This window comes from Paenibacillus sp. NPDC058898, assembly GCF_049316025.1.
In the GTDB taxonomy this organism is placed as follows: Bacteria; Bacillota; Bacilli; order Paenibacillales; family Paenibacillaceae; genus Paenibacillus_AQ.
The window spans coordinates 101,274-126,099 of the sequence record NZ_JBMOSM010000005.1; the positions used below are offsets into that span (position 1 = coordinate 101,274).

A 24,826-nucleotide genomic window follows, 5' to 3' on the forward strand; every position below is an offset into this window, starting at 1 on the left:
TCCTGCAATAAGACATAGAACGGGTGTCTTTAAAGACACCCGTTCTTGCATGCTGATTAGTTATACGTGAACCCGTCTAACAATTCAAAAATCTGCCCATCGGCATTCTCTACTTTAATTGTCACTGGACCTGTCGTAGAAGAGGCAGGAACACGAATCAGTATTTGTGATGCACTATAAAAAGTAGATGCTGCCACTACATTGTTAACATAGACTTTTGTTGTATTAGCAAAATTGGTTCCGTAAACATTTATAATATATCCTCCGACTTTGGCCCCTGTATTAGGTGAGACGGATGTAATCGTTGGACCAGGTTTTGGTGCAGGCGCAGTGTAACTGAACGCTCCTGCAGCAATTGCAAATTGGCCGTCTTTTACATTGACTACCTTGACATCTACGGGACCCACAATGGAAGATGCGGGTACTTTAGCCCTTAAGTCAGTTGAGCTAAACAGCGTTGTTGCCGCCTCAACATTATTAATGTATATCTTGCTTGAACTGTTAAAATTCGAACCTGCGATGACCAAAATCGATCCACCTGTATTTACGGCGGAGCTTGGTGTTACAGATGAAATGGTAGGCGGCGGTCCGAGTACAAACTTAAACCCATCATTTAGAACCCCAAATTGATTATCAGGATTAGTTACTGTTAAACTTACAGTTTCTGCTTGCTCCCACACAGGAGTTTTGATCACCAATTGGGTTTGGCTAACAAAAGTAACAGGAACATTGGTATTATTCAATTTCACTTTAGCGCCATTAACAAAGTTTTTACCGGTTATCGTAACCAAAGTTCCGCCTGTTAATGGAGCTTCAGGAGGTGTCACTGATTCAACAATCGGCTCTGGTGGTGGTGGTGGCAAAATGTAAGTATATCCTTGTGGTAATGTTGCCTCCTGATTATCCGGATTTACAACCCTTACATCGACTTTCTCTGCTACAATCCATTGAGGGGTTTTAACAAGAATTGTCGTTGCATTATTAAAAGTGGTTGATGTAAGTGTGCTGTTAAAATATACCTTTGTACCCTGTTCAAAGTTCTCCCCTTTTAATGTAACAACCTGCCCAGAAGTAGTTTCTCCTTCATTCGGCGTGATTGATACTATAACTGGCTCAGGTTTTTTAGGAGGAGGATTATAGGTGAATGCATCAGTTGCAGTAACCGATTGTTTATTCGGATTGACAACTTTTACATCAACACTTTCAGCCTGGCTCCAAAGAGGAGTCCTAATAATTAGTTGCGTTGCATTGTTAAAAGTAGCGGCTACTTCCTTGGTATCGAAAAACACTTTAGCACCGCTAACAAAGTTTGACCCATTGATATAGACAAGAAGGCCTCCTGATAATTCCCCGTTATTCGGTGTTACGTTGGTGATCTCGGGTGCTGGCGGTGGTGGCGGTAGCTCGAACATAAAGCCATTCGCAAGCACCGCTTTTTGACCATCTGGATTCGTAACCGTTATGTCAACGGAACCTTCTGTGTCCCAAACAGGTGTTTTAAATTGTAGCTGGGTTGAAGAAATGAAAGTAACAGCAACATCCTTAACACCAAGTTTTAGTGAAGCACCATTCACAAAATTTTTACCCTGAATAACAACTACTGTTCCACCGGAAATCAAACCTTTGTTTGGATTAGCAGAATTAATTTCTGGGGCTGGAAGAGCATCATAAGTAAAAGCATTAGCTAATTCACCAAATTGTTGATCCGGATTAACAACCTTAATGCTGACACTTTCAGCTTTAGTCCATGAAGGCATCTTTAAATAAATCAATGTCTTGGAGCTAAAAGTTGAAGCAGAGGTAACATCCTTTTCGTTCACGAATACTCTGGCACCATTAACAAAGTCTGAACCTGCAATGCTAACCAACGTGCCCCCAGCTTGCGGCCCGGAATTTGGTGTAACACTTATTACTTTCGGTGCAGGAGGTGGTGGGGGAGCAATAAACTCAAATGCTCCTTCAATTATAGATTCCTGACCATAAGCATCCATGACCTTCACATTAACCTTCTCCGCTTTAGCCCATTTCGGAGTTGTTAATGTAATTTTGGACTCTGTAATCGAGCTAGGCGTTATTAGAGTGTCTCCAAAATATACTTTGATGCCTGTCCGAAAATTGTTGCCTAGCAGTGTAACGATCGTTCCACCCGCCATTGGCCCCTCTGAAGGTTTGACCGATACTAACTCAGGAGCAGCCGGCAACACATAAGTATATCCATCAGTAGCAATTGCATCTTGTCCATCTGGATTTACAACTTTTACATCAACAGCTTCACCCTTTCCCCAAGCAGGTGTACGAACAAGTACTTGATTACTGTTGACAAATGTAACTTGTCCAATCATTGTATTGTCAAAATACACTTTTGCCCCACTTACAAAATCTTTACCATTAATAGTTGTCAATACTCCGCCAAATACAGACCCTTGATTTGGGTCGATACTTATTATTTCTGGCTTCGGTAAGATATAAGTATAGCCATTAGCCAACTCGGCTTCCTGCCCGTCTGGGTTCACCACTCTTACTTTAACCGTTCCAGCATTCGACCATACTGGCGTTGTAATTTGCAAGGAGGTTGATGATTCATAGATGGTTTCTATTTCTGTAGTATTAAAGTATATTTTAGCCCCTGGCAAGAATTTTTCCCCTGTAACTTTAACCGTCTGACCACCCGTCGTTAACCCCTTATTCGGGGAAACAGCTGTGAGGCTGGGACTGGCTACATATGTATAAGCATCAGGAGAAAACGCTTCAGTACCATCTGTATTCTCTACACGTACATCCACTGTCTGCTCAACGGCGGATGAGGGTGTCCTTACTAGGATTTGAGTAGGGGCTACATTTACCACCGTTGCTTGCTGGTCTCCGAACCACACTTTTGCTCCTGGCATAAAATACTGCCCTTGAATAGTAACTTCACTGTTTCCTTGCAACGGGCCTACGTTAGGCAACACGGATTCAATAACAGGATCGGCAAAATATCGATATTGACCTTTTGCGTATTGTCCATCACTATTCGTGACCTTAAGCTCAACTTGTCCTTGCTTACCGGTAGGTGCTGTAACTAATAATTTGGTGGAGTCAACATAAGTCACAGAGGCTGCAGGAACTCCGTCAAATGTAACCTCTGGATTCGGAAGAAAGTATTTACCGTTGACTGTAACGGTTTCTCCTCCGTTAATACTCCCATGATCCTCTATAACTGATATAATTTCCGGTGCACGATATGAAACTTTTATCGAAGGGTTTACAATATTTGACTCATGCGCAACACCTTTATAGTCATTGTATTTCACATGAATGTCATCTTGTCCAACAGAAAGATTGCCTATACTAGACCCGCTTTTATGTCTAATTTCGTATTTAAAAGTAAGCAGGTCATTTTTAAGCTCATTAAATTTCCAGGTCAAAGTATTTCCGGAGACCTCTGGTTGTGGAATGTTATCCTTATAGGAATCAGGGACAATTTCAAACTCAGATGCCACAGTATCAGTAACGACTACATTATAGGCACTGGAAAGTCCGATTTCTTCCACAATAGCTGCATAGATTTCAGCCAACCCAACAGATCCCAGTACGAAATGATGATGCTGGGATGTAGTTGCCATAGCTCTCATCAATTGATTGGGTTTACTTGTCTGTGGGTCCTCATCAGGTTGTAAAAGAGCTATAGTATAAAATACAACTCCTTCATTCTTTGCAGATCCCGCTTGCTCCAATGCAACTTGACGAGCATAATCATTCGGAGAAGGCTCTGTTGCTTCGCCATCTGTCATAAGAACAATAACAGGTTGAGCATCTGGCCGATGTTGACTCAGTAATTGTTGCGCTTTTTCAATAGCTGCTTTAGTACCTGTCCCACCGTTTGCGCGAATATTATTAACATAACTCTTCAATTCTTCTGGATTTGAAGATAGGCTTGTAAAGCTAACATCGCTTGCAAAATCGACTATACCAACTCTGTGTTTGGAAAAATCAACTAAATCGATAAAACCTTTTGCTGCATCCTTCGCATTTTTCATTTTATCCTCGCCCTTGTTAGGAGCGTATGTTGGGGCCATACTTCCTGAGCGATCAATAATTAATATAATATCATTAGGCTTAATTTCATTTACATCAGGTGATCCCTGAATGTTTAGTGTGATTTCTGCCGTCTCCCCCTCATATATTTCTGCAGGGTTAACAGACTTGCTTACTTTAACGCTTGCTTCAGATCCTATAATTGTGTTTGCTGCAGCTGTAACCGGGAATTGTACCACCACAACAATTAAAACAAGAAATAAGCAAACAAATCTCTGTAGTCGTTTCATTGCAAACCTCCTTAAATTATTTGCTTTTTAAATCCACAAAAAAAGCGCCTCCATCTAGATTATGAAAAGATGAATTTCCATAATTATTAGAAGCCTGCTTTTTTTTGTTCAACAAAATAATTTCCTGACCCAACATTTCCTTTTCATTTAAAATGACTTTAGATATTTCCGTATGCATTTCGAAAATCTCTATCACTTTAGATTGTTTATATGAAGCAAGCGGCATATCTTCAATCCCTCTGTACAATAAATCCAATTCTGTAACATACTCTTCGTAGGTTTGGAATGAAGGATTCATCAAAATTTTTTGATAGATTTCATAAATACGATCTAATGAAACAGGGGATTTTTCTGCTCTCTCATGAATTTGCTCAGACATATTACGAGTTTCCACCTTTTTTCAAGGAAAGAACTGCTTGTTTCCATGTTTCAGCCATTCCTTGGGCGAATTCTAAAGTATCATCCAGCATTTTTTCGTTACGTTCAATCATGAATTCAGCTATATGCCTACTATAAAATTCATAAAGTTGATAAAGGTCCTTGGAAATGTCATAGTTCATATTGAGCGTCACAATTAATTCATTTAGAATAGCGCGCACCTTGTGTAGCGCAGCATTCATGCCTTCTATTTGGTTCTGTGAATAGAACTGTTTGGCAATCTGCAAAAGTTTGACCATCTCCCTATATAATATGAGCGTCAATTCTCCAGGACTTGCCGTCTCAACCTGAACCTTTAAATACTGCTGTTGTGCTGCGTTTTGCATTATAACCCTCTCCATAAGTCATTTTATTTCATGTCATGTTGAGTCACAATAATTACCCGCCAATTAAAGAAGCTAACGAAGCTTGTTGCGCATTCATTTTTTGAAGCGCTGTTTCCATTGCTGTGAATTGTTTGTAGTAGCGATTTTCAATATCCAGCAGTTTGGATTTCCATCTGGCTTCTTGAGCATTTAATTCTTTAAGCTGTTTACCCATTACACTATCATCTATTGTATCTACTGAACCTACACCGATCTTCTTCTTAATAGCTTCCATTTGCTTATTGAGTGCATTATACAACCTGTCAGCGATGCCCTCATTGCTTTTACCCGGTACTTCTGCTGCCGATGATGTCATTACGAACAATTGCTTTACTTGCTCGAAATTAGAAGTTATTGCTTCCTCTAATTTTGCTTCATCGATCTCCAGCTTCCCATTTTCCCGCCAATCTGAGTTCACTGTAATGCCAATCTGAGATAGCATGGATATTTGATCTTTAGGAACATTTAAAGGTGTGTTCAACGACTGACGCATCGTAGAAAGAGTATCCTTTAGAATCGAATCATTATAAAGAATACCTTCTCTAGCCTTCTTCTCCCATTTTTCAATCTGGGACTCACTCAACGCTTCCTTTTCTTCATCAGTCAATGGAGTATAGTCACGACTAAGTTTTGTAGTGGCTGCAGTATTAAAGAGTTCAACAAGAGCATTATACTCTGCAACAAATTTCTTTATATCGTCGATAACACCACTCTTATCAACCTTTGTACCAATAGATGCAGTCCCTACTCCGGTTAATAAAACTTGTGCCCCATTAATCATGACGTTGTTGGAGCTGGCTGTGATCTCAGTACCGTTAACCAAATATTTCGCATCTTTCCCTGTTGCATCAGTTGTGCTGAAGAGAGATGCCGCTAAACTACCAGAAACTTGGACCTTTGCATTTTGACCAGTAGTTGTAGACGTTAAAAACAAATGCCCACTACTCGCATCAAAACTTGCCCTGACTCCCGTTGTAGCGGAATTCATATTAATATCTTTAACGACACTATCAATCGTTGAGTCAGTCGTCACTTGAATAGATACATTATTACCGCCGGCTAATGCAGGCAAATCAATGGTGCCTGCCAATCCCATGGATTCTCCTGGCTTGTAAGATAGCTTGTTGCTTATGATCGTTGCTGACTCAGCTAACTGCTTCACCTCAACATTGCTGGTTCCAATATTGGCTCCCCCTGCGCTTATACTCAGTACAGAAGTGTTGGTGGATGTAGCGGTTATTTTTTCAAAGTTCTTTTCAAAACGAAGATTATTCATGGTATTTCGAAAAGATAGCATTGCTTTATTTACGTTTTGATAATCTTCACGTTTCCAAAGAGCTTGCTGCTTCTTCTTTTGAATATTGACAAGAGGCAATCTTTCAGTTTGCATCAATTTCTTAATAAGTCCTTCTGTATCCAGAGCTCCGCTAAACCCAGTTAACCTTGTAGGACTTGAAATACCTGCCATTGAAGTTTCCCCCTTTACATTTTTTCGTCAAGAAATACCCCAACTTTACTGCTAAGATTGAACATGATATCCAACATTTTTTCACTGGGGATTTCCCGAATTATTTCGTTTGTCTCGTCCCTCATTACAAGAACCATGATTGTATTTGTCTTCTCATGGATTTTCACCTGAATATGCGTCCCTAGCTCTTCAAGCTTCTTGTTTACTTGTTCTGCAAGTTCGGACACGGTTTTTTCTTGTTTGTTTTTTGGCTTAACTGTTGCAATGTCCAACGAAGCTTCATCAGCAAGATTTACGAACCATGGAATCAGGGACGGTGGAGTGTAACTATGTCCAGAATTAACAATCATTCTGATAACCTCCCGTATCCTTATTTAAATCTTTACTATATGAAAAAAGCCGGCCGGTTTCCCGGCCGGCTACTCAGCTTATTAACGAAGCAATTGCAGAATGCCTTGCGGCTGTTGGTTTGCTTGAGCCAACATTGCCGTAGCAGCTTGTTGAAGAATATTGTTTTTAGTGAATTCAGACATTTCTTTCGCCATGTCTGTATCACGAATACGGGATTCAGCTGCTTGTAGGTTCTCAGATGTTGTTCCCAAGTTATTGATTGTATGCTCCAAACGATTTTGTACAGCACCGAGATTAGAGCGTACATCAGATACCAAGTTAATAGCATTCTGTACGATGGACAAGTTAGAAGATGCAGTAACGTTCATGGACGCCGCAGAAGCCAACGAAGGCAATCCTGTTGCTCCACCGAAATCAACGCTCAACGAAGTTGCCAACGCAACGCTCAGATCCAATGTAATTGTCTCGCCAGCGTTCGCTCCAACTTGGAAAACAATGGAGGATACAGAGCCGTCAAGAAGCTTCTTAGTATTAAATTGAGTTTGGGTTGCGATATCATTAATTTGTGCAGACAATTGACTTACTTCAGCATCAATTTTAGCAGCATCGGTAGTAGTCAACACTTCGTTCGCACCTTGTACATACAGTTCAGCCATACGTTGTAACATTGCATGTGTTTCGTTAAGTGCTCCCTCAGCAGTTTGGATCAAGGAAATACCGTCTAAGGAGTTCTTAGATGCTTGCTCTAAGCCGCGAACTTGGTTGCGCATTTTCTCGGAAATAGCCAAACCTGCAGCATCATCAGCTGCACGATTGATACGGTAGCCAGAAGACAATTTTTCCAAAGATTTGGAAGAAGAGTTGTTGTTGAAACTCAACTGACGCTGTGTGTTGTAAGAACTGATATTGTGGTTAATACGCATGATAAAATTCCTCCTTGGAATGTGTTGGTGATTAGCATCCTTGCTTCACCCATCTAAGATCGGGACATAGCATTCGGCCGCCACTGCTATGCCTTTCGACCCATAATATATATATCGGTGTCTCTTTCTGATTGTTTATAGCTAATCGTTAATTTTTCTATATAATATATTATTTATTTTTACCAGAGGCAGCCTGTCTCAATATTGTTTGTATGTCTTCATCAAATTCCATAGCCTCTTTGTTTTGTTGCTGAATCGCCTCAAAGATTTCTTCACGATATATGGTTATATTTGAGGGAGCCTCTACGCCAATTCTGACCTGATCGCCATTAATTTCAAGAACTGAAAGAACTACATTATCCCCGATCATAATTTTTTGCCCCTTATTTCTCGATAATATCAACACGCCCATTCTCTCCTTTCGGTTCAACAAGAAATGGATGCCGTGTAGAGTAATCTCCATGTTCAAGAATAATTTGTGCAGCTCTATTATTCTGATGATTTATTAATATAGGAGCTCTTAAATTATAGGTAATATCCTCGCTAGACCTAACGGTTACTAATACCTTTACATCAATATCATTCTCACAGTTGATAGCTAGAGACTCTACCCAATGAGACTCCAAGTTAAATTCATAATCACCAGAAAATTCAAAAGGTTCAATTACAATAAATGTTAAATCCTCATCTTCAGACGATTGTAGAAACTCAAAAGGATTATCATCCTGTTTGATTAATACATATCTTTTTAAGTCTGGAAACCCCAATATAGGACTAACAAAAGTAAGAATCTCATTATCCTCCACTTGAAGCTTCCCAAATCTTTTCGTATTAATGATCATTTCTCACTTCTCCCTCCTCTAACAACAATAGCTATAATGATAATTTCATTATAGCTATTGTATCGCTGCAACTAGACAACTGCATCAAGCTGTTTACCCGTCACCGACATAAATATAAAATTTTGATTTATTAAATATGGGTTAACCTTCCCTGGATAATAATCAATGACTGGTTTGTGGATCTCAGGATTAAAGCTAACTCCACCTGGAATATAATTAGTTTGCACTTGACCAGGAGTATAAGTAATGTCCACATTATCATATCCAGGATCACCAGCTATCTCGACCTTTGGACGTTCCTTGAACACGTTATTCCTAGCAATTTCTGCGAATACATTGCCACCTTCATGGGTGGCCATCATCCGGTCCCCATTTTGGGCTTTCTCTGCAATATTCATCATGGAAATTTGTAGAGAAGATTGTGATATTCGATCTGTGACTTCTTCAAAGCGTGCCTTTCCTAATGCTGACCACGCCTTGCGTGAATCAATCTCCAATGCTCCCTTAGCTTGCTCCACCTCTATGAAGGCCTGCTTCTGGGTCATATTTATGGAGGGTCTAGGCTGCTCTATACTCTGTTGACCCTTCGTCGTTTGAAGGCCAATCTGTGAGTATCCTTGCTGAATTTGTATTTGGGGGATATTCATACATATCCTCCTTTATCTTAAAAAGTCCAACAGACTTGGGCGAATAATCCTAGCCATGGTATCTAAGGAAGCTTGATACACACTCTCTGATGTTTTGAGATCAATGATAACTTTTGAAATATCTGCGTCTTCCACTTTTGATTGTAAATCCATGTAGTTTAAATTAAGATCGCCAAGTCTGCTAAGAGTAAATTCCAGACGATTTTGTTTACCGCCCATCTCCGCTTGGGCAGTAATTGTTGTCTCGAGATTCTTCTGCAGTGAAGGTATGGCACTTTGAATACCTGCTGTATCGTCAGCAAGCAGTGCCTTCTTAAGATTGTCTACCACAGCAAATATGCCCGAAGTGTCTCCAAATGTCCCAAACACTTGCTCTCCCAAGGTGTTCACGGACACTGTAATTCCAGCACCAACTTGATATCTCACTTCCCCGTTATCTAATGAATATGAAGTTTGAGTTGGGTCTTCAGGAAATGGTCTCTCGTCCGTTCTTTCGCCATTAAAGATATATTTCCCTTTAAATTGCGAATTCCCCAGGGAAACCAGCTGCTGGAATAACTGATCCACCTCAGCGGCAATGTTTTCCCTGGCATCCTTCGGCACAGTATCCGTTCCACCCTGCACCGCCAGCTCCGAAAGCTTTTGGATAATCTGTGTAACTTCGGTCATTACTGTATCTCCATACTTTAGCCATGCATCCGCATCATCCGCATTTTGCTCAAACTGCGTTGTTGCAGTAATCTGTCCTCGATACTGGAGAGCGCTAGCTACACCCACCGGATCGTCGGAAGGACGGTTAATCCGGCGCTGGGTCATCATCTGCTCCTGGTATTTGTCCAGTCTGCGATAGTTGCCTTGCAAACCACTCATCATGGAGCTAGTCATCATGGATTGGGTTATGCGCATAAACTACTCCTCCTATCTGCCGACGACGCCGGTACCGTTAATTAATTTATCCAACATTTCGTCAATCGTAGTGACAACACGTGATGAGGCGCTGTAAGCATGCTGGAAGCGGATCAGATCCGACATCTCTTCATCAAGGGATACACTGCTAATCGACAGACGAAGTGTATCTGCATGCTCCACCAACAACGTGCCGTTCTCCACCATCTTTTTGGCATTGCTGCTGTCCGTACCTAATTTGGAAATAACGGACTGCAGATATCCTTCAAAATTCGTGATATCCGTTACTGAACCATTGTTGTTATTCGGATTGAAACTAAACGTACGTTCTGACAGTTGTGCGATCAGAAGTGCCATGCCGCCATTCCCTTTCAGAACCACCTCGGAGGTCGTACCATTCACCGGATCAGTCTTCATTTCTGTCCGCAGGGAAGCCCCGATGTTCTTCAGATCGGATTGGATCGTCTGGCTTAATCTCATATTTCCAGCGGTAATTGGCCCACCGTTAGCAGATACAAAGAAGTCTCCACCGGTTGTGGCCGGTTCATTAAGAGTATAACCCAGCTTATGTAGTCCGTTTAGGCCATCAACCGTATGCTTCACATCCTCAGCAAGCTTGCGAGGATTATTCGCATCCATAACAGCATTCGGAATGTTCACGCCAGGAGGTAAGATCGTTCCAGCCGGCAGGGTCACTTCCACTTTGCCTGTAGCCAGTGTGTTCGCCATAATGTTTAACTGGGTGATATATCCTTGAACATGCACATCACGGGAGGTCACATAACCAGCGATCTCCCCGCCGGACAATGCGCCAGCAATCGCGTTCGTAATCGGTGTGGACGTCATATCGTCAACCACGACCTGGTTGCCAAACGTCACTTGATAAGTGTCACCGGTCTCCGTTACATTTACGTTCCCTAGCAATGATAACTGATCAACTAGCAAATCTCGCTTATCACGCAGATCATTCGCGTTGTCACCAAGCCCCTCAATCCGTTTAATACTCTGGGTTAACTCTGCAACTTGGTCGATATAGTTGTTAGCTTCAGCAACCTTAGTGTCAATACGAGAAGTCAAGTTATTGCTGAGGGTATCCAATTGGGAGTAAATATGGTTAAACGTCTCCGTCAAAGCGATCGCTTTCTGCTGAACCGCCATACGGGCGGACAAGTCGGTGTCGCTCGGATTCTTGCTCAGCGTTTGCCAAGCCGTCCAGAACTCCGCAATGCTTGCGCTCAAGCTGCTGTCCGAAGGCTCGTTAAAAATCCCCTCAATATTCGAAAGCGTCTCTTGCTGAACGCTCCATGTCGACAAATTCGTATTCTGATTGCGGTATTCGATATCCAATAAAAAATCCCGCACCCGCTGAATACTTTCCGCTTCTACGCCCATCCCGAGCTGACCTGCGGCTTGGGATCGCTGCATACCCGGGAATGCAATCGGGTTAGCTGCAACCAAGCGAGTAGTCTGACGGGAGTATCCCGGTGTATTGGCGTTCGTAACGTTATGACCAGCTGTGTTAATTGCAGCTTGCTGGGCAATCAAGCCCCTCTTTCCGATTTCGAGCAAATGAAATGTGGATCTCATCTACATTATCCTTTCTGCTTATGCCCTGGTATCAAACATGCTTCGGCCCTTGCCGGCAGGATTCTGATGCTTCGGATGTTGATAAAGCAAATCATCCTCCGGACGACTGACTAACAAATTCAAACTGTAATCAATGAACGCTAACGATTGCTCAATTAGCTCTCGGTTAATCGCATTCAGCTCTTTGAGTTCCATAAGCCTGTCCATTAATTGCTGCTGCACATCCTGCAGCTCTGTTTTTTCCTCCGGGTTAAATACGAGACGAGTCATTTCAGTAACCGTCAGCTGAAGCTGGGAGCGGATGCCCTTCTCACGTAAAAAATCATCTGCGGCACCTTGACGCAGCGCTTCCGTTTCCGCCACCTGCTTCAGCAGGCGGTTCTCCTTGGTCATGACCGCTGTAAGACGTTCCACATCATTATCCAGAATGGCTTGCCTTTTATCTTTCCCTGCCTCTATGAGCTGCTGATGCAGCTCATCCTGACGCTTCATATATTCGATTATGGACCTAGCACTCACTTGGACTCACCTGATTTATTGTAGGATTGAAAATACGGGAGCAATTTGTCTGCCAAACGGTCGACTGGCACTTCATAGGTACCATTAGATACAGATTCCTTCAAACGCTGAATTTTCTCCGCGCGTTCCGGATCCTGTACTTTACTCTGTGCACTCAGTTCCATCGCCTCCGAGGAGATTGATACTTCATCCTTGCGGCGCTTCTTCTTATCGATATGCTGCATCTCCCGAGATTCAATATTCCGTTGATACGAATTGATGCCGCTCACACGTCCCGATTCGTTAATCTTCACGCCCTATTCACCTCACTTAAAATAAAAGACCGATAAGCTTTACTAAGTTTATCGGTCGGATATGAAACATTGTTAATAGTTCAAAAGTTAGTATTTGCGCAGTTTATCGACTGCACTGTAAGTCTCTCTGTCTTTTCTGGACCCAGGCTGATTTTCCTGTTCGCCAGCAGCAGCCTGCCTCAGCTCCCTCGTTAATCTCGTCCGGCAGGACTCGCACATATTGCTCTCACGAATCAACGTTCCGCATACTTCGCAAGGATACGCCAGGTTTGGCGCGTTCGCAATCGAGATCCGGCCTTCCTTGATAAACTTCGTAATTTGCCGCACAGATACTTCCGTAGCCTCAGATACCTCATGAATCGTTGCACCTTTTTGCTCACGAAGGAAGGTTGCGCATTTCTCATATTCCTTCTCAATAACCTTCATGCAATCAGGACATAATTCCCGAATATTAACCGTATATAACTTGCCGCACCGAGGGCAATTCCCCAGATTCATGTTCAACAACCTCCATGCCACATAGAACCTTTAATACCCCTAGATTACATTATCTTAGGCCTTACGTCTATCATTCGGTAACAGAATCCACACATTTTTCCTATATTTAATCATTTACGAACGAGCCCAGGTTAAACTATAGATCTCGATGGGCATTTCTACAGTGGATTCATATCTCCGCAAAACCTGAGCACAAGCGGTAATCGAACTCCCGGTTGTGTAGATATCATCTACCAATAATATACGGAAAGGTCCTTTGATCCGTGATGTCCCCACTTGAGATCGAGTATGCTCTACGGCCTGCCTGCTTATGGACCACAGTACATCGGGTGCATCCTGCAACGCACCAAAAACACCCTCCATATCCTTTAGCCGATCCATCCGGCTCTTGAAACTTTGTTTATCCGTGTGACGTCTACGTTCCAGCAGCCGAACACAAGGCGCCTTTATTCTAAGCGCAAGCCCCTGTGCGAGCACCTCCGCTTGATTGAACCCCCTTTCCTGAAGCCTTTCCTCACTGACCGGAACCGAAGTGACGGCATGTATACTCCATGGTATGTTGCCAGAATTCCGTGACCCCTTATTGCCCAAATGGATGTTCGCTTCCCTATGGAGCAGCGTGTATACCCGTAACATCATTTCTATCAAAAGAGGAGCGTAACGCTCATTCCCCCTATATTTATACTGGGCCAACCACTCTCTCATCTGCGTATCATAGGTTACCGCACTCCGATTCAAAATAAAGCTCCGCTCGTTCATGCCTGATCGAATACAATCGGGACAGCCGATTCCCCGCCCGCATCGCCAACATTTGGGTTTCATGATCCAGGGGATATTCCGATAACAGGTACGGCATATTCCCGGAAGTTCCCGGGCGAATGAACCTATTTTTCCACAAGTGAGGCAGGTTTCGTCAATCGGTTTGAGCAAACGATGCATATGCCCGAGCAGATGACTAAAGACGTTTGATATCAAATACGATCCTTCCTTTCTAAGAGAGGTAAAATAAAAAGAATGATGAACATCACTGGGAATCCCCTAGTCATTCGATAATTCCTAAACTGACCGTAAATACCCGCCTTTACGTGCGATTCGGTTCATCGCCTTGATTTGCCGGACTGCCGAGCTTTGGCTCCGAGTCCATTGGGACGCAGCAAATACCACCCGTCCTGCCGGATCATCCTTGGATCGGCCCGCGCGGCCGGCCATTTGAACCAATGCAGCTTCGTCAAAAAGCTCACTGTCCGCATCTAAAATAAACACGTCACTCTTCGGAACCGTTACCCCGCGTTCAAGAATGGTCGTTGTCACAAGTAAGCGAATCTCACGGTTACGAAAGGACATCACTTTGCTTGCCCGTTCCGGATCGATGGATGAAGTTCCTTCAATCGGCATATTGGCAATAGCCTTGCGAAGCAGCTCCAGCATCGGATCAATATGCTTAATGCGGGAAACGAACAGGAACACTTGAGCACCACGGGAAAGAGATGTACTCAGACTACGAACCAAGGGTGGGGGAAGCTTTTTTTCCTGTAGACAGCGGTTCACCGTCATGATTTTCAGCTTTTGTGGCACGGGTAACGGATGACCGTGGAAGCGTGCGGGGACTTTGGCATGCGGCAATCGTCCTGCAGCTGCCTCACGCTGTAAAGGCGTTGGTGGAGTGGCTGACAGATAAATATACTTCCCCCCTGATTTGCAAGCTCCTTTGGCCGCGTGATCCAGCATCGGATCATTATGATAAGGGAACGCATCAATCTCATCGATCACGACCAGGTCAAAAGCTCCCCTGAAGCGCAGCAGTTGATGCGTCGTTGCCAGAGTGATACTCCCTTGCTTCCATCTGTCCGGACTTCCCCCGTATAACGTGACCACCGTCTGTTCCGGAAAAGCCTTGGATAAACGTGGCGCCAGCTCCAGCACCACGTCCCGTCTTGGCGCAGCAACCAGCACGTGCCCACCCGCTTCCAGAATAGACTGCAGCAGCGGAAAGATCATTTCAGTCTTTCCGGCGCCGGTCACCGCCCAAATGAGAAACCGGGCGGGCCCCGCGGAGCCCCCTGCGGGCGGCTCCGCCAAAAACCGCAGCGCAGCGCCAGCGGCGGCGCTTTGCGCTGCGCTAAGCCCCCACCGGCCCAAGGCCGCGGTGGGGGAACCCCCGGCCGTGCCCCGCACGGCCGACCCTGCTGCGCCATGCAGCAGCAGGGCACAGGCGCGGCTGCGCCCCATCGCGAGGCAGGCCTCGCAATAGGCGCAAGCCGCCGAGCCGCACGCGGCGCATGCCGTGCGGCTTCGGGCCTCGCTGCCGCATCGCCGGCAGCGGAGGGCCACGACCCGGCGGCGCAGTCAGCCGGGCGCACCCAGCGGGGCGGGCTGTGCCAGCCCCGCTTCCAAACGCAGGCGGCCCAGCAGGACGCCGAGTTGGGCCGCGGAGCGCCAGTCGCTGGTGTCCCCGGCGACCTCCGCCAACAAAGCCTCGACCTCGCCGGCAAGCAAGGCTCGTCCTGCCATGCACTGAATCAACAGCTCCGCATGCTGCATCAACAAAACCCAATCCTCAGCCACGTTCCTCATTTCGATAAAGGAATTTACATACGATCCGTCCAACTGCTGAATCTCCGTAAACAAAACACTCCATTGCGATCTGTTTCCTTCAGGCTCCTGTAGTAAGAACGAACTTAAGCTCTGGTACAAATATTTCTTCCATTCCGACTTCCCCCATTGATCCATGTCTTGGTTGGATCGAAATCTCTCTTGAATGACAACGGCCCACCCTAATGGAACTTGTGTTGATAACAGCACCAATGAGCGTACGCTGGCTTTCTCATCCGTCCATCGTTTCACTCCATACCACCATTGAAAATCCACCCGCATATCCAGCGAGAGACAACACTCCCATTTATCTGATGTTCGAATGGCATATACGACAATCTTCATCACATCAACTCCAATATCGAGACATATAAGCTGGTAAAAGGCCAAGTGCTGGTACGTTATTAAGAAGCACATGTTTCAAGATTTCATATCTACGGCTTACCAGTTCCATGCTGAGACCATTACATTATGAAATAGATCCTACTCACGATGCCCTATGTCGAAATCTGTCCCCCCCTTAGCTGCCCCTTATTCCTACTTCTCCTAGTCGGGTACAAGTATCGCTACGAGGGACAGAGAATCACATGGAAACAAAATCGAGTTGAATGCAGGAGATTCAGCTATAGACGAAGCAAGAACAAACACGTTTTGATATTGGATAGGCTCTTCTCCCCAGAAACGCAAAAAACACACCCTTCGCTTACGCTAGGAGTGTGCTTCACGCCTTTAACAATATGAATACCAACCTGGTAACCAAAACAACTTGCTGATGTTTAACCCTGTACATATGGAATCCGAACAGCCTCCATCGGGTTTCTTAGATCGATCCGTATCACTTCTTCTTCATTCGGACCGGCACCCATTTCCCGTGATGCCGAGTCATCGGACTTCCAAGTCCCATATACCAGTTCAATTCCGGACAAATGAGTCAATCTCTGGACAATCTTCAGCGTATCATCGTACGACTGATCATCAAGGACGGTGACACGCACGCGCGTCCCGCTCAGCAGGGCATACCATGAAAGGGCTCTCAAATACCATTCCACCTGCCGCTCATGGTTGGACGTGATCAGCACATAATGCCTGCGCCGCCCCGTGCCTTCACCGGCTCTTCTAAGATGACGGGCATGCACGATATGAATCAGAGCAACAGCAATCCCGTACACCGCGAGTATCCACAGCAATTGGGCAACCATGAGACTCACCTCCTTCTCTTATCAACAATATATGCTGGTCAGGAGGGTACGGTGACAGCTATGTAATCAGAGCCCACACAGAACTTAATGGGAACGGCTCAAACACCATAAGAACAACATCTTTTGGTGCGAACCTTCACGGAAGACAGACCGCCTTTTGAAGGATGTCTTCTTGTGATTATCGAATTTGTTCAGCTTCGCTGAAAACCTATAAATCATCATAACAAAAAGGAACCGCCCTTGGCAGTTCCCTCCCTATGTAAGACGCGTCCGTGCATTCGGATCGGCGATTACAACGTCACCCAGCCATATTTGATCGAGTTGATAACCGCTTGTGTACGGTCGTCCACTTCCATCTTCTGCAAAATGCTGCTGACGTGGTTTTTTACAGTTTTTTCACTAATGAACAGGTATTCCCCTATCATCTTGTTGCTCTTGCCTTCGGCCATTAGTCTAAGCACTTCCGCTTCGCGCCTTGTCAATGGGTTATTCTCGCCTGCCACAAACTTGACTCCAGCCTCACGCGAACCGCCCTCAGCCATAGCACCTGCTTCGTTTACATAAGTCATTCGGCGGAGCTGTTGAATGAGCTTACCCGTAACTTTCGGATGGATAAATGCATATCCCTCATGTACCGAACGAATTGCATTAATCAGTGACTCGGCTTCCATATCCTTCAGGAGGTAACCGTTTGCTCCCTTACGGAGCGTTTCAAAAACATAACTTTCATCGTCATGAATCGACAGAATGATAACTTTGATCTCAGGAAACATTTCACGCAGTTTCTCAGTTGCTTGAACGCCATTTTCGGTGGGCATGTTGATATCCATCAGCACGATATCCGGCTTCACTTCGTTACAGAACTCAAGCACTTGAATTCCATCGCCGCATTCTCCGATAACGTCAATGTCGTCCTCCATATTCAGTATACGCTTCAGACCCTCCCTAAACAGCTGGTGGTCATCCGCTAATAATACTTTAATAATCGCGTTCTCTTTCTCCAAATGTTCCATCCGATTACTCCTTTCTCTTTTCTACGTTCGTCGGGATATGAATCACGATCTTCGTTCCTTGATTCTCAGCTGAATCGATCTCCATTCTCCCTTCGAGCAGCTCAACCCTCTCCCGCATGCCAATTAACCCAAAGTGGTCCTTGCTTTTCTGCTCCAGCAAATCGACATTGAATCCCAGGCCATTGTCCTGTACAACGATTTTGACCAATTGCGCCTGGTACGTGATTTCAACAAGCACATAAGTCGGGTAAGCATGTTTTGCAGCATTCGAAAGTGCTTCCTGCACCAACCGGTAGATGGCCGCCTCCATCGCAGAAGAGAGACGATGCTCTTTTCCCCGTGTCTCGAAGATCGTGCGGATTTTCGATTTCTCTTCATAATCATGCACGTATTTACGCAATGTGGGGATTAATCCTAGATCATCGAGTGCCATTGGACGCAGATTGAAAATGACTTTTCGCATTTCCTCCAAGCTCGATCGAACCTGGCCCTTCAAATCTACTATTTCGTCCTGCACCATCTTAAATTCCTGCTTTGCGAGCATTCTTTCTACAATTTCCGTCCTAAGAACCAGATTCGCCAGCAATTGTGCAGGTCCATCATGAATCTCCCTGGATATGCGCTTCCGTTCTTCTTCCTGCGCCAAAATAATTTTGAGCCCAATGACCTGTCTGTTTTTGGCAGATTCGATGATTCGGGATACCTGACCCAGCTCTCCGGACAAGTATTCCAATACCACGCCCATCTGAGATCCGATCGATTCTGCACGCTCCACGGAGTTCTCGACATTACGAACCCGCTTCTGCAGCTCATCTCGTCTTGCCTTCAGATACATTTCCTTCTCCCGGTAGATCATGAGGTCAAGCTGTAGCTGGGTTGCTTTCTCATATGCCTGCTTGATGTCCTCTTCCTTGTACCGGACAAAATCCCGGCTGACCTCGGTCAGCCGGATCCGGGAACGGCGGTAGTTCAGCTCCAACTGATCTACCTTCTCTAAGGTTTCCGTCGTTTCTTTTAATGTCCGCTGCAGTTCATGATTGAGAGACGTGAGCTCTTGCCGCGACGCCTCCAATATTTCGAACATTTGGTATTTGCTGTCCTCCATCACTTTGATGGCATTTTTTATGACACGGTCGATGGCATCGGCTTGATAATCCACGCACTCTACTCCATTTCTAACGTTTCATATACATATCATACCATATCACGATTCGATCGTAACGGTCTTCGTGTTCTTGTCCCATTTTACTTTAAGGCCTAATTGCTCGGAAACGAGACGAAGAGGGACCAAAGTCCTACCACCTTGAACCATGGGTGCTACAGCCGCCGAACTGCGCTTACCGTTTAGAATAAATTCCTTCTTGCCGACCGTTAATTCCATGAACATGCCGCCCCTTAGGACACCTACCCGTTGAGCGGATTGGTTCCAGGTTGCTTGCCCGCCGAACGCGTCGAGCACGTGTTTAATCGGAACGTAGGTCGTTCCATTTTTCAGAATTGGCGCCGAATCGATTGCCACTTTCGAACCATTCAGCATAAGCGATTTTTGCCCAATTGTCATGACCGCTTTGCCGGTTGGAAGTCCTTCATTCCCTGATAGAGACGGCATTGTGAAGCGGATATCGTCAAAAGATACAGCTCCTGTCAATGCACGCTCGTCCTGGCCTTCTTCCACGTTAACCACATACAACCGCTTCATCTGTGCCGGGAATGCAATGTTGTATCCGCTAAGATCGAGGCTCAGTGTCTTCCAACCGCTCCAATCAATTGCTTTTGCCATGTCGACGTATACGGTTTTTCCATTATTGTCTTGGAGTTCAGCGCGCAGCCAGTTCAGGCTGTTATCTCCCTCCACATCAATGGTCATGGCCGTAGCCTGTGCAGGAATCACTTTGCCAGTTGTGCCATTCAACTCGGCGTAAGCGTACATTTTTTGCCCTAATCCGCCTGTCATATCATAGGTCAAGTTCAAGACTTTGGACGATGCCTTTGCTCCGCTGCCATTTTTGATCGCTGCAGTCCCGGTAACTGTCGGCACATTGGTCGTGAACTTCACCGGGTAATTCACATTCTCGAAGTTCTCCCACGTGCTTTCGCCCGCTGCCGACAAAATAACGACCGTGCTAAAGCCGTCATAGCGTGCGATGGCATAACCGACTTTTGTATTGCTGTTCACGGAGGATACGGTCAGGCGGCCGTCTTTGACGCTGCCTTTAAATCCGATAAACTCCCATTTCAGCGCGCTGCTTGGAACCTCCAAGCTCTGGCCGTTGCTTGTTACGGCCGTCACCGGCACGGAAACACTCGTTCCAGCCTGCAGCGGTGCGCTTGATACGCCTGTAGTCAACGCAACAAGATCATCAGCGCCCAGCACCTTGACTTGCATCGTAGCTTTCGTGCTGCCGCTTACTGCTGTCAGTGTCGATGTACCCGGCTTCGTCGCTTTAATGCTTTGTCCGTTGACCGCTAGATTGCCGTTGCTGGACTTCCAAGTTGGTTTAATCGAACCTGCTTCAATTGGATTATAGTAGGTATCATAGCCTTTTAGTTCATACGTGCCCATTTGACCGATCAGGAGCGTGTTGCTGCCACTTACTTTTAAGCCCTTCAAGCTGCCCTGAGGTGCTGTGGAGAACACGCCAAGTGAGTTAACAATGCTGCGCTGCGTGGTGCCGTATTCCGTGTTAAAGGTCAACTGGGTATTCATCTCAGCTAGTGGACGGTTTACCATCGTTGTCGATCCGCCGCCGTCGAGGTTCATCCCCTTCCATACGCCAACCTTTGTCATGAAATCCTGAAGCTGCTGCAGCGTCATGCCTTTACTGTTATCGTTGCTCTCCGTAGCAATCAGGTAGGCGTATCGTCCGTCTTTGGAGTAACCTACGGCTGTACGTGCCCTGCTCCCTCCAATCGAATTCACGTTTCGAGAGAATGATGTTGCCTTGCCGTTATCCACCAGAATCGTATGGCCGCCAATCATCATTTGGAGTGTAGACGGGTCCAGTTCTTTACCTGATTTTTTGGACACCAGAGCATAATTCGCTTCCAGCTTTTGACCGACAGCCAGATTTTTTTTCACGAACTCTGCCGCAGCCCCATGGGTTCGCAAAATGTAGCTTCCCTCCGGTATCGCTGTTGGCAATCCTGCCATTACTGAAATATCGGTTATGACCCCATCCGTTACCATAACCTCCGTTGGCGTTGTCGAGCTGTTCTTAGGACGCTCAACAGCCTTCCATGCGCTTGTGTAGATATAAGCTGTATTGGCATGGCTATACGTTGATCCGGTGCCTTCTGGCGCATAGGATGTTTTGTTCATACCCGCGAGCGGGAATGAGGCTCCATTCTCAGCTGTAATACTCCCCGAGAATGCAAACTCATCCAGAATTGGCGTTCCATTGTTCGTTACTCCAAAAGCATACATGCCTTTCAGATCCGAAGGTGTTGACATCAACAGACCATTCGATACTTGAGCACCCATCGGAGCCCCTTCGCTGCCGGTATTAAAAAAGTCACCGTTAATAGCAGCTACCGCGCCGTTCTCCTTAGCCATTCCGCCCGTGCTTTGTCTCGTTGTAAATTTATTCCCTTGGCCTGTCATGACATCCAGCTTCACATATTTGTTGTTCAGATCCACCCGAACGACATTCGCCAGCGATTTTGCGCCTGTACTGTTGATATACTGATACTTCATCAAAACCGCACCGGAAGTAATGATTTCCTCGCCAAGCTTCTTAGCCGATGTTGATGCCGCATAAGCTACCGAGGATGTTGATATATTCCCTATCACTGGTATTCCGCTGCTCAACACAGGACCCACCCAGATGACTCCTGCCAATGTAATAATCAACCATTTCTTGCCTACACCTGATGTTGTAGACTTCAGTGTTTTCCCCTGACTAACCATGTAATCGTAACTCTCCCATCTATCGTTCAACACGGATGCCGAACATATAAAGTCTCTAATTAATAGACTTCATTTTTGCGGAAAAGTTACGAATTTGTTATAAAAAAACACTTTTGCGTATCGTACAACAAGTCTTGTAAAATTTATAGCGGGATTTTTTAGGAGTCTATGTAAATCAATCCTATGTTACTATATTTTCATGTAAAAGTAACTAGTTTGTCATAAAATTTATTCCTCGTTTTCCATTTATTCATTAAAAAAAGCTGATAACCATAGTGGGTATCAACTTTTTAATTATTTCATTTTTGTCATATTTTCATATCCAACTGAATTGAATCTCTGCTCACTATGAGAATTAAGAAGCAGAAAAAAGGCATGTGCCGATTTTTCTCAGAGGAAAAATCAGCACCTGCCTAAACTTTATATCTGGAACATATCTTAAGATTACCTTAGTTTACACCAGCTTGTTCTTTCAGTGCTTCCGCTTTGTCTACGCGTTCCCAAGGCAAATCCAGATCTGTACGTCCAAAGTGTCCGTAAGCAGCGGTTTGCTTGTAGATCGGACGACGAAGATCCAGCATGCGGATGATTCCAGCCGGACGCAGGTCGAAGTTGTTACGCACAAGCTCAACCAGCTTCTCTTCGCTCACTTTACCAGTTCCGTAAGTATCAACACTAATCGACACTGGGTTAGCGACACCGATAGCGTAAGCCAATTGAATTTCACACTTGTCCGCAAGTCCTGCGGCAACCAGGTTTTTAGCCACGTAGCGAGCCGCGTAAGCAGCGGAACGGTCAACCTTTGTAGGATCCTTACCGGAAAATGCACCGCCACCATGACGAGCGTAGCCGCCATAGGTGTCCACGATAATTTTGCGGCCTGTCAGGCCAGCATCTCCTTGAGGACCGCCGATAACAAAACGTCCGGTAGGGTTAATGAAATATTTAGTTTCTGCGTCCAGCAATTCAGCTGGCACGACAGGAAGAATGACTTGTTCTTTAATATCTTTCTGGATTTGCTCCAGCGTTGCTTCTTCGGCATGTTGAGTCGATACCACGATCGTATCCACACGGACCGGTGTATTCCCGTCATACTCAACCGTTACCTGGGTTTTACCGTCCGGACGCAGGTAGTCCAGCGTACCGTCTTTACGAACCTCGGACAAACGACGAGCGATACGGTGAGACAATGCAATCGGAAGAGGCATCAATTCTGGCGTCTCGTTGGTTGCAAAACCAAACATCAGACCTTGGTCACCAGCACCGATGTTCTCGGTTTCCTTGTCCATTTGGGAAGGATCACGATTCTCCAGTGCAGCGTTTACCCCCTGTGCAATATCGGCAGATTGCTCATTCAGCGATGTTAACACCGCGCATGTATTGTAATCAAAACCGTATTTTGCACGGGTATACCCGATTTCCTTCACAGTATTGCGTACAATGGATGGAATATCCACGTATTCAGATTTAGTGCTAATTTCACCAATGACCAAAACAAGACCAGTCGCAACGGAAACTTCACAAGCTACGCGTGCGTTCGGATCGTTAGCCAAAAAAGCATCGAGTACCGCATCAGAAATCTGGTCACAGATTTTATCCGGATGTCCTTCAGTTACGGACTCAGATGTAAATAAACGTCGCCCTGTTAAAGACATGAGATCAACCTCCCATATGAATAGTATGTGATATATCAAAAGGTCCTACACAAAAAATGAACCTTTTCCGACAGGAAAAGGTTTGAAATGTACAATCCTCAACATGCATATTAACTTATTTGTTACTAGGTGTCAATCCAGTAAGTAAGCTGCTTTCCAAGGATTTTCTTGGGTTTTTCAATCAGATGTTAGTCAAGGATAAGTTCCGCTTTTAACTGAAAAACAACTACAATTTACCGAAGAGACTTTGTTCAGCGTTTCGAACCAAACGTTTAGTGATCTCTCCACCAACGGATCCGTTCTCACGGGATGTTAAATGTCCCCATCCAGGACGACGGCTGGAGGATCCACCTCCGATGGTTCCTAACTCGGAACCAAATTCCGTATCGGCTCCATTGGAACCGCTACCATACCCCACGGGTAATCCAAACTCTGCTGCAATTTCGTATTTCATTTGCTTCAGCATTTCACGACTCTCCGGTACCACTTGACGATTACGACTGCTGCGTGCCATGAAAATACACCTCCTGTATTGGTTTTTACAGAAGTATTATTTGTTGATTTCTAAGCACTCACACGTATAAAACGTTGTCACAACTGGCAATAATTATAAGAGGATTATACCGGAATAAAGTTGCCATACCTCTAAGCAGGTTGGAGCAAGTATTAACAGGAGTCAAACGTATCCTAGTGGATTCCTACTTAACGGTGTACCCGCCGCGTACCATGACAATCAAATTGCTTGTCTGTCCTTCTTTTACCTGGATACCCCGACCTTCACGCGGGAAAGAAAGCAGATGGTTCTTAGGCGCAGTTTCTCCATTTAACAGGTCTTTACCATCGGTAAGGTCTGCAACGCCGCTAGAAACCTCTGTGTAGATCACAGCATTACCTGAACGAACGATAAATTCTGTTCCTGCATCGGCAAGCAGAATCTTTCCTGGTTTCAACGCTACGTTCTTAACTTCGTCGGTACCTTGTGATGGCTGAGTTGGATTTGTAGGATTTGTTGGGTTCGTAGACCCTCCACCACCGCCATTCAGCGCTTGCTGAATTTGTTGGTCAACGTAGCTTTTAGTGACGACCGGGTCGTCAGTGGTACCTGGGGCGGTGCCAGCGCCGGTTGCTGTATTACTGTATACTGCGCCGATCCATATGCCGGCGCCAATGGTAAGTGCAGCCAAGGATACTTTTATGTATGACTTCATCATTTATGGCTCCTCCTCTGGAATCTTCTACTATCTATTAATACTATAGAAATTTAATAGGAAGAGCAAGCTGATGCAGCGGATAGATTATCTCCGTAACGTGAGATA

General features: G+C 45.2%; 22 protein-coding genes and 1 pseudogene. All 23 read right to left on the reverse strand.

From position 1 onward, the window contains the following. Nucleotides 1-56 precede the first annotated feature (56 nt). The 23 genes and pseudogenes from ACOZB4_RS15355 to ACOZB4_RS15465 all read right to left on the reverse strand — a co-directional run bounded on the left by ACOZB4_RS15355 (nt 57) and on the right by ACOZB4_RS15465 (nt 24,718). Entirely contained in the window at nt 57-4,307 is a 4,251-nt protein-coding gene (locus ACOZB4_RS15355) for an IPT/TIG domain-containing protein (protein WP_379414388.1), read from the reverse strand. A gap of 16 nt (nt 4,308-4,323) precedes the next feature. Beyond that, nucleotides 4,324-4,686 carry a hypothetical protein gene (locus ACOZB4_RS15360; RefSeq protein WP_379414389.1) on the reverse strand — a complete coding sequence of 121 codons (363 nt, stop codon included), beginning with the start codon at nt 4,684-4,686 and terminating at the stop codon, nt 4,324-4,326. Nucleotide 4,687: 1 nt separating this feature from the next. Next, on the reverse strand, nt 4,688-5,071 hold the full coding sequence (gene fliS, locus ACOZB4_RS15365) for a flagellar export chaperone FliS (protein WP_379414390.1): 384 nt from the start codon (nt 5,069-5,071) through the stop codon (nt 4,688-4,690). Between the two features lie 52 nt (nt 5,072-5,123). Beyond that, nucleotides 5,124-6,578, reverse strand: coding sequence for a flagellar filament capping protein FliD (gene fliD / locus ACOZB4_RS15370; RefSeq protein ID WP_379414391.1), 1,455 nt, complete (start codon nt 6,576-6,578; stop codon nt 5,124-5,126). Between the two features lie 14 nt (nt 6,579-6,592). Further along, complete coding sequence (locus ACOZB4_RS15375) at nt 6,593-6,928, reverse strand: flagellar protein FlaG (RefSeq protein WP_213647011.1); 336 nt, start codon at nt 6,926-6,928, stop codon at nt 6,593-6,595. Nucleotides 6,929-7,009: 81 nt separating this feature from the next. Beyond that, nucleotides 7,010-7,852 (reverse strand): flagellin, encoded by an 843-nt coding sequence (locus ACOZB4_RS15380; RefSeq protein ID WP_213647012.1) that lies wholly within the window; start codon nt 7,850-7,852, stop codon nt 7,010-7,012. A 169-nt stretch (nt 7,853-8,021) separates the two neighbouring features. Beyond that, on the reverse strand, nt 8,022-8,222 hold the full coding sequence (locus tag ACOZB4_RS15385; RefSeq protein WP_379414392.1) for a carbon storage regulator: 201 nt from the start codon (nt 8,220-8,222) through the stop codon (nt 8,022-8,024). A 13-nt stretch (nt 8,223-8,235) separates the two neighbouring features. Then, nucleotides 8,236-8,694 (reverse strand): flagellar assembly protein FliW, encoded by a 459-nt coding sequence (gene fliW, locus ACOZB4_RS15390; RefSeq protein ID WP_379414393.1) that lies wholly within the window; start codon nt 8,692-8,694, stop codon nt 8,236-8,238. 71 nt (nt 8,695-8,765) lie between these two features. Next, complete coding sequence (locus tag ACOZB4_RS15395) at nt 8,766-9,341, reverse strand: DUF6470 family protein (protein ID WP_379414394.1); 576 nt, start codon at nt 9,339-9,341, stop codon at nt 8,766-8,768. 12 nt (nt 9,342-9,353) lie between these two features. Further along, nucleotides 9,354-10,247 carry a flagellar hook-associated protein FlgL gene (gene flgL, locus ACOZB4_RS15400; protein ID WP_213647016.1) on the reverse strand — a complete coding sequence of 298 codons (894 nt, stop codon included), beginning with the start codon at nt 10,245-10,247 and terminating at the stop codon, nt 9,354-9,356. Between the two features lie 12 nt (nt 10,248-10,259). Then, on the reverse strand, nt 10,260-11,834 hold the full coding sequence (flgK, locus tag ACOZB4_RS15405; RefSeq protein WP_379414395.1) for a flagellar hook-associated protein FlgK: 1,575 nt from the start codon (nt 11,832-11,834) through the stop codon (nt 10,260-10,262). Nucleotides 11,835-11,852: 18 nt separating this feature from the next. Then, entirely contained in the window at nt 11,853-12,353 is a 501-nt protein-coding gene (locus tag ACOZB4_RS15410) for a flagellar protein FlgN (protein WP_260069447.1), read from the reverse strand. After that, nucleotides 12,350-12,646 carry a flagellar biosynthesis anti-sigma factor FlgM gene (gene flgM / locus ACOZB4_RS15415; RefSeq protein ID WP_379414396.1) on the reverse strand — a complete coding sequence of 99 codons (297 nt, stop codon included), beginning with the start codon at nt 12,644-12,646 and terminating at the stop codon, nt 12,350-12,352. Before flgM ends, ACOZB4_RS15410 begins: the two co-directional genes overlap by 4 nt. Before the next feature lie 87 nt (nt 12,647-12,733). Then, the gene (locus ACOZB4_RS15420; protein ID WP_379414397.1) at nt 12,734-13,144 is read right to left on the reverse strand and encodes a TIGR03826 family flagellar region protein; all 411 of its coding nucleotides are present in this window, start codon (nt 13,142-13,144) and stop codon (nt 12,734-12,736) included. Between the two features lie 114 nt (nt 13,145-13,258). Beyond that, the gene (locus ACOZB4_RS15425) at nt 13,259-13,966 is read right to left on the reverse strand and encodes a ComF family protein (RefSeq protein WP_379414398.1); all 708 of its coding nucleotides are present in this window, start codon (nt 13,964-13,966) and stop codon (nt 13,259-13,261) included. A gap of 234 nt (nt 13,967-14,200) precedes the next feature. Then, nucleotides 14,201-16,081 (reverse strand): annotated as a pseudogene (locus tag ACOZB4_RS15430) (helicase-related protein). A gap of 431 nt (nt 16,082-16,512) precedes the next feature. Next, a complete protein-coding gene (locus ACOZB4_RS15435) occupies nt 16,513-16,935 on the reverse strand; it encodes a hypothetical protein (RefSeq protein ID WP_339268481.1) in 423 nt (140 codons plus the stop codon). A 290-nt stretch (nt 16,936-17,225) separates the two neighbouring features. Next, complete coding sequence (locus ACOZB4_RS15440) at nt 17,226-17,948, reverse strand: response regulator (RefSeq protein WP_076324006.1); 723 nt, start codon at nt 17,946-17,948, stop codon at nt 17,226-17,228. Nucleotides 17,949-17,952: 4 nt separating this feature from the next. After that, nucleotides 17,953-19,107 carry a sensor histidine kinase gene (locus tag ACOZB4_RS15445; protein WP_076324005.1) on the reverse strand — a complete coding sequence of 385 codons (1,155 nt, stop codon included), beginning with the start codon at nt 19,105-19,107 and terminating at the stop codon, nt 17,953-17,955. Nucleotides 19,108-19,152: 45 nt separating this feature from the next. Then, nucleotides 19,153-21,855, reverse strand: a complete 2,703-nt coding sequence (locus ACOZB4_RS15450; protein WP_379409609.1) for a stalk domain-containing protein — start codon at nt 21,853-21,855, stop codon at nt 19,153-19,155. 449 nt (nt 21,856-22,304) lie between these two features. Beyond that, complete coding sequence (gene metK / locus ACOZB4_RS15455; protein WP_098749208.1) at nt 22,305-23,510, reverse strand: methionine adenosyltransferase; 1,206 nt, start codon at nt 23,508-23,510, stop codon at nt 22,305-22,307. A 226-nt stretch (nt 23,511-23,736) separates the two neighbouring features. Further along, nucleotides 23,737-24,024, reverse strand: coding sequence for a small, acid-soluble spore protein, alpha/beta type (locus ACOZB4_RS15460; RefSeq protein WP_379409613.1), 288 nt, complete (start codon nt 24,022-24,024; stop codon nt 23,737-23,739). Nucleotides 24,025-24,208: 184 nt separating this feature from the next. Continuing rightward, the gene (locus ACOZB4_RS15465; RefSeq protein WP_379410281.1) at nt 24,209-24,718 is read right to left on the reverse strand and encodes a hypothetical protein; all 510 of its coding nucleotides are present in this window, start codon (nt 24,716-24,718) and stop codon (nt 24,209-24,211) included. Nucleotides 24,719-24,826 lie beyond the last annotated feature (108 nt).

Bases quoted from the DNA above. Each gene is read 5' to 3' on its own strand.
- ACOZB4_RS15355 (WP_379414388.1), bottom strand. From the start codon at position 4,307: ATGAAACGACTACAGAGATTTGTTTGCTTATTTCTTGTTTTAATTGTT.
- ACOZB4_RS15360 (WP_379414389.1), bottom strand. From the start codon at position 4,686: ATGTCTGAGCAAATTCATGAGAGAGCAGAAAAATCCCCTGTTTCATTA.
- fliS (WP_379414390.1), bottom strand. From the start codon at position 5,071: ATGCAAAACGCAGCACAACAGCAGTATTTAAAGGTTCAGGTTGAGACG.
- fliD (WP_379414391.1), bottom strand. From the start codon at position 6,578: ATGGCAGGTATTTCAAGTCCTACAAGGTTAACTGGGTTTAGCGGAGCT.
- ACOZB4_RS15375 (WP_213647011.1), bottom strand. From the start codon at position 6,928: ATGATTGTTAATTCTGGACATAGTTACACTCCACCGTCCCTGATTCCA.
- ACOZB4_RS15380 (WP_213647012.1), bottom strand. From the start codon at position 7,852: ATGCGTATTAACCACAATATCAGTTCTTACAACACACAGCGTCAGTTG.
- ACOZB4_RS15385 (WP_379414392.1), bottom strand. From the start codon at position 8,222: ATGATCGGGGATAATGTAGTTCTTTCAGTTCTTGAAATTAATGGCGAT.
- fliW (WP_379414393.1), bottom strand. From the start codon at position 8,694: ATGATCATTAATACGAAAAGATTTGGGAAGCTTCAAGTGGAGGATAAT.
- ACOZB4_RS15395 (WP_379414394.1), bottom strand. From the start codon at position 9,341: ATGAATATCCCCCAAATACAAATTCAGCAAGGATACTCACAGATTGGC.
- flgL (WP_213647016.1), bottom strand. From the start codon at position 10,247: ATGCGCATAACCCAATCCATGATGACTAGCTCCATGATGAGTGGTTTG.
- flgK (WP_379414395.1), bottom strand. From the start codon at position 11,834: ATGAGATCCACATTTCATTTGCTCGAAATCGGAAAGAGGGGCTTGATT.
- ACOZB4_RS15420 (WP_379414397.1), bottom strand. From the start codon at position 13,144: ATGAATCTGGGGAATTGCCCTCGGTGCGGCAAGTTATATACGGTTAAT.
- ACOZB4_RS15425 (WP_379414398.1), bottom strand. From the start codon at position 13,966: ATGAAACCCAAATGTTGGCGATGCGGGCGGGGAATCGGCTGTCCCGAT.
- ACOZB4_RS15435 (WP_339268481.1), bottom strand. From the start codon at position 16,935: ATGGTTGCCCAATTGCTGTGGATACTCGCGGTGTACGGGATTGCTGTT.
- ACOZB4_RS15440 (WP_076324006.1), bottom strand. From the start codon at position 17,948: ATGGAACATTTGGAGAAAGAGAACGCGATTATTAAAGTATTATTAGCG.
- ACOZB4_RS15450 (WP_379409609.1), bottom strand. From the start codon at position 21,855: ATGGTTAGTCAGGGGAAAACACTGAAGTCTACAACATCAGGTGTAGGC.
- metK (WP_098749208.1), bottom strand. From the start codon at position 23,510: ATGTCTTTAACAGGGCGACGTTTATTTACATCTGAGTCCGTAACTGAA.
- ACOZB4_RS15460 (WP_379409613.1), bottom strand. From the start codon at position 24,024: ATGGCACGCAGCAGTCGTAATCGTCAAGTGGTACCGGAGAGTCGTGAA.
- ACOZB4_RS15465 (WP_379410281.1), bottom strand. From the start codon at position 24,718: ATGAAGTCATACATAAAAGTATCCTTGGCTGCACTTACCATTGGCGCC.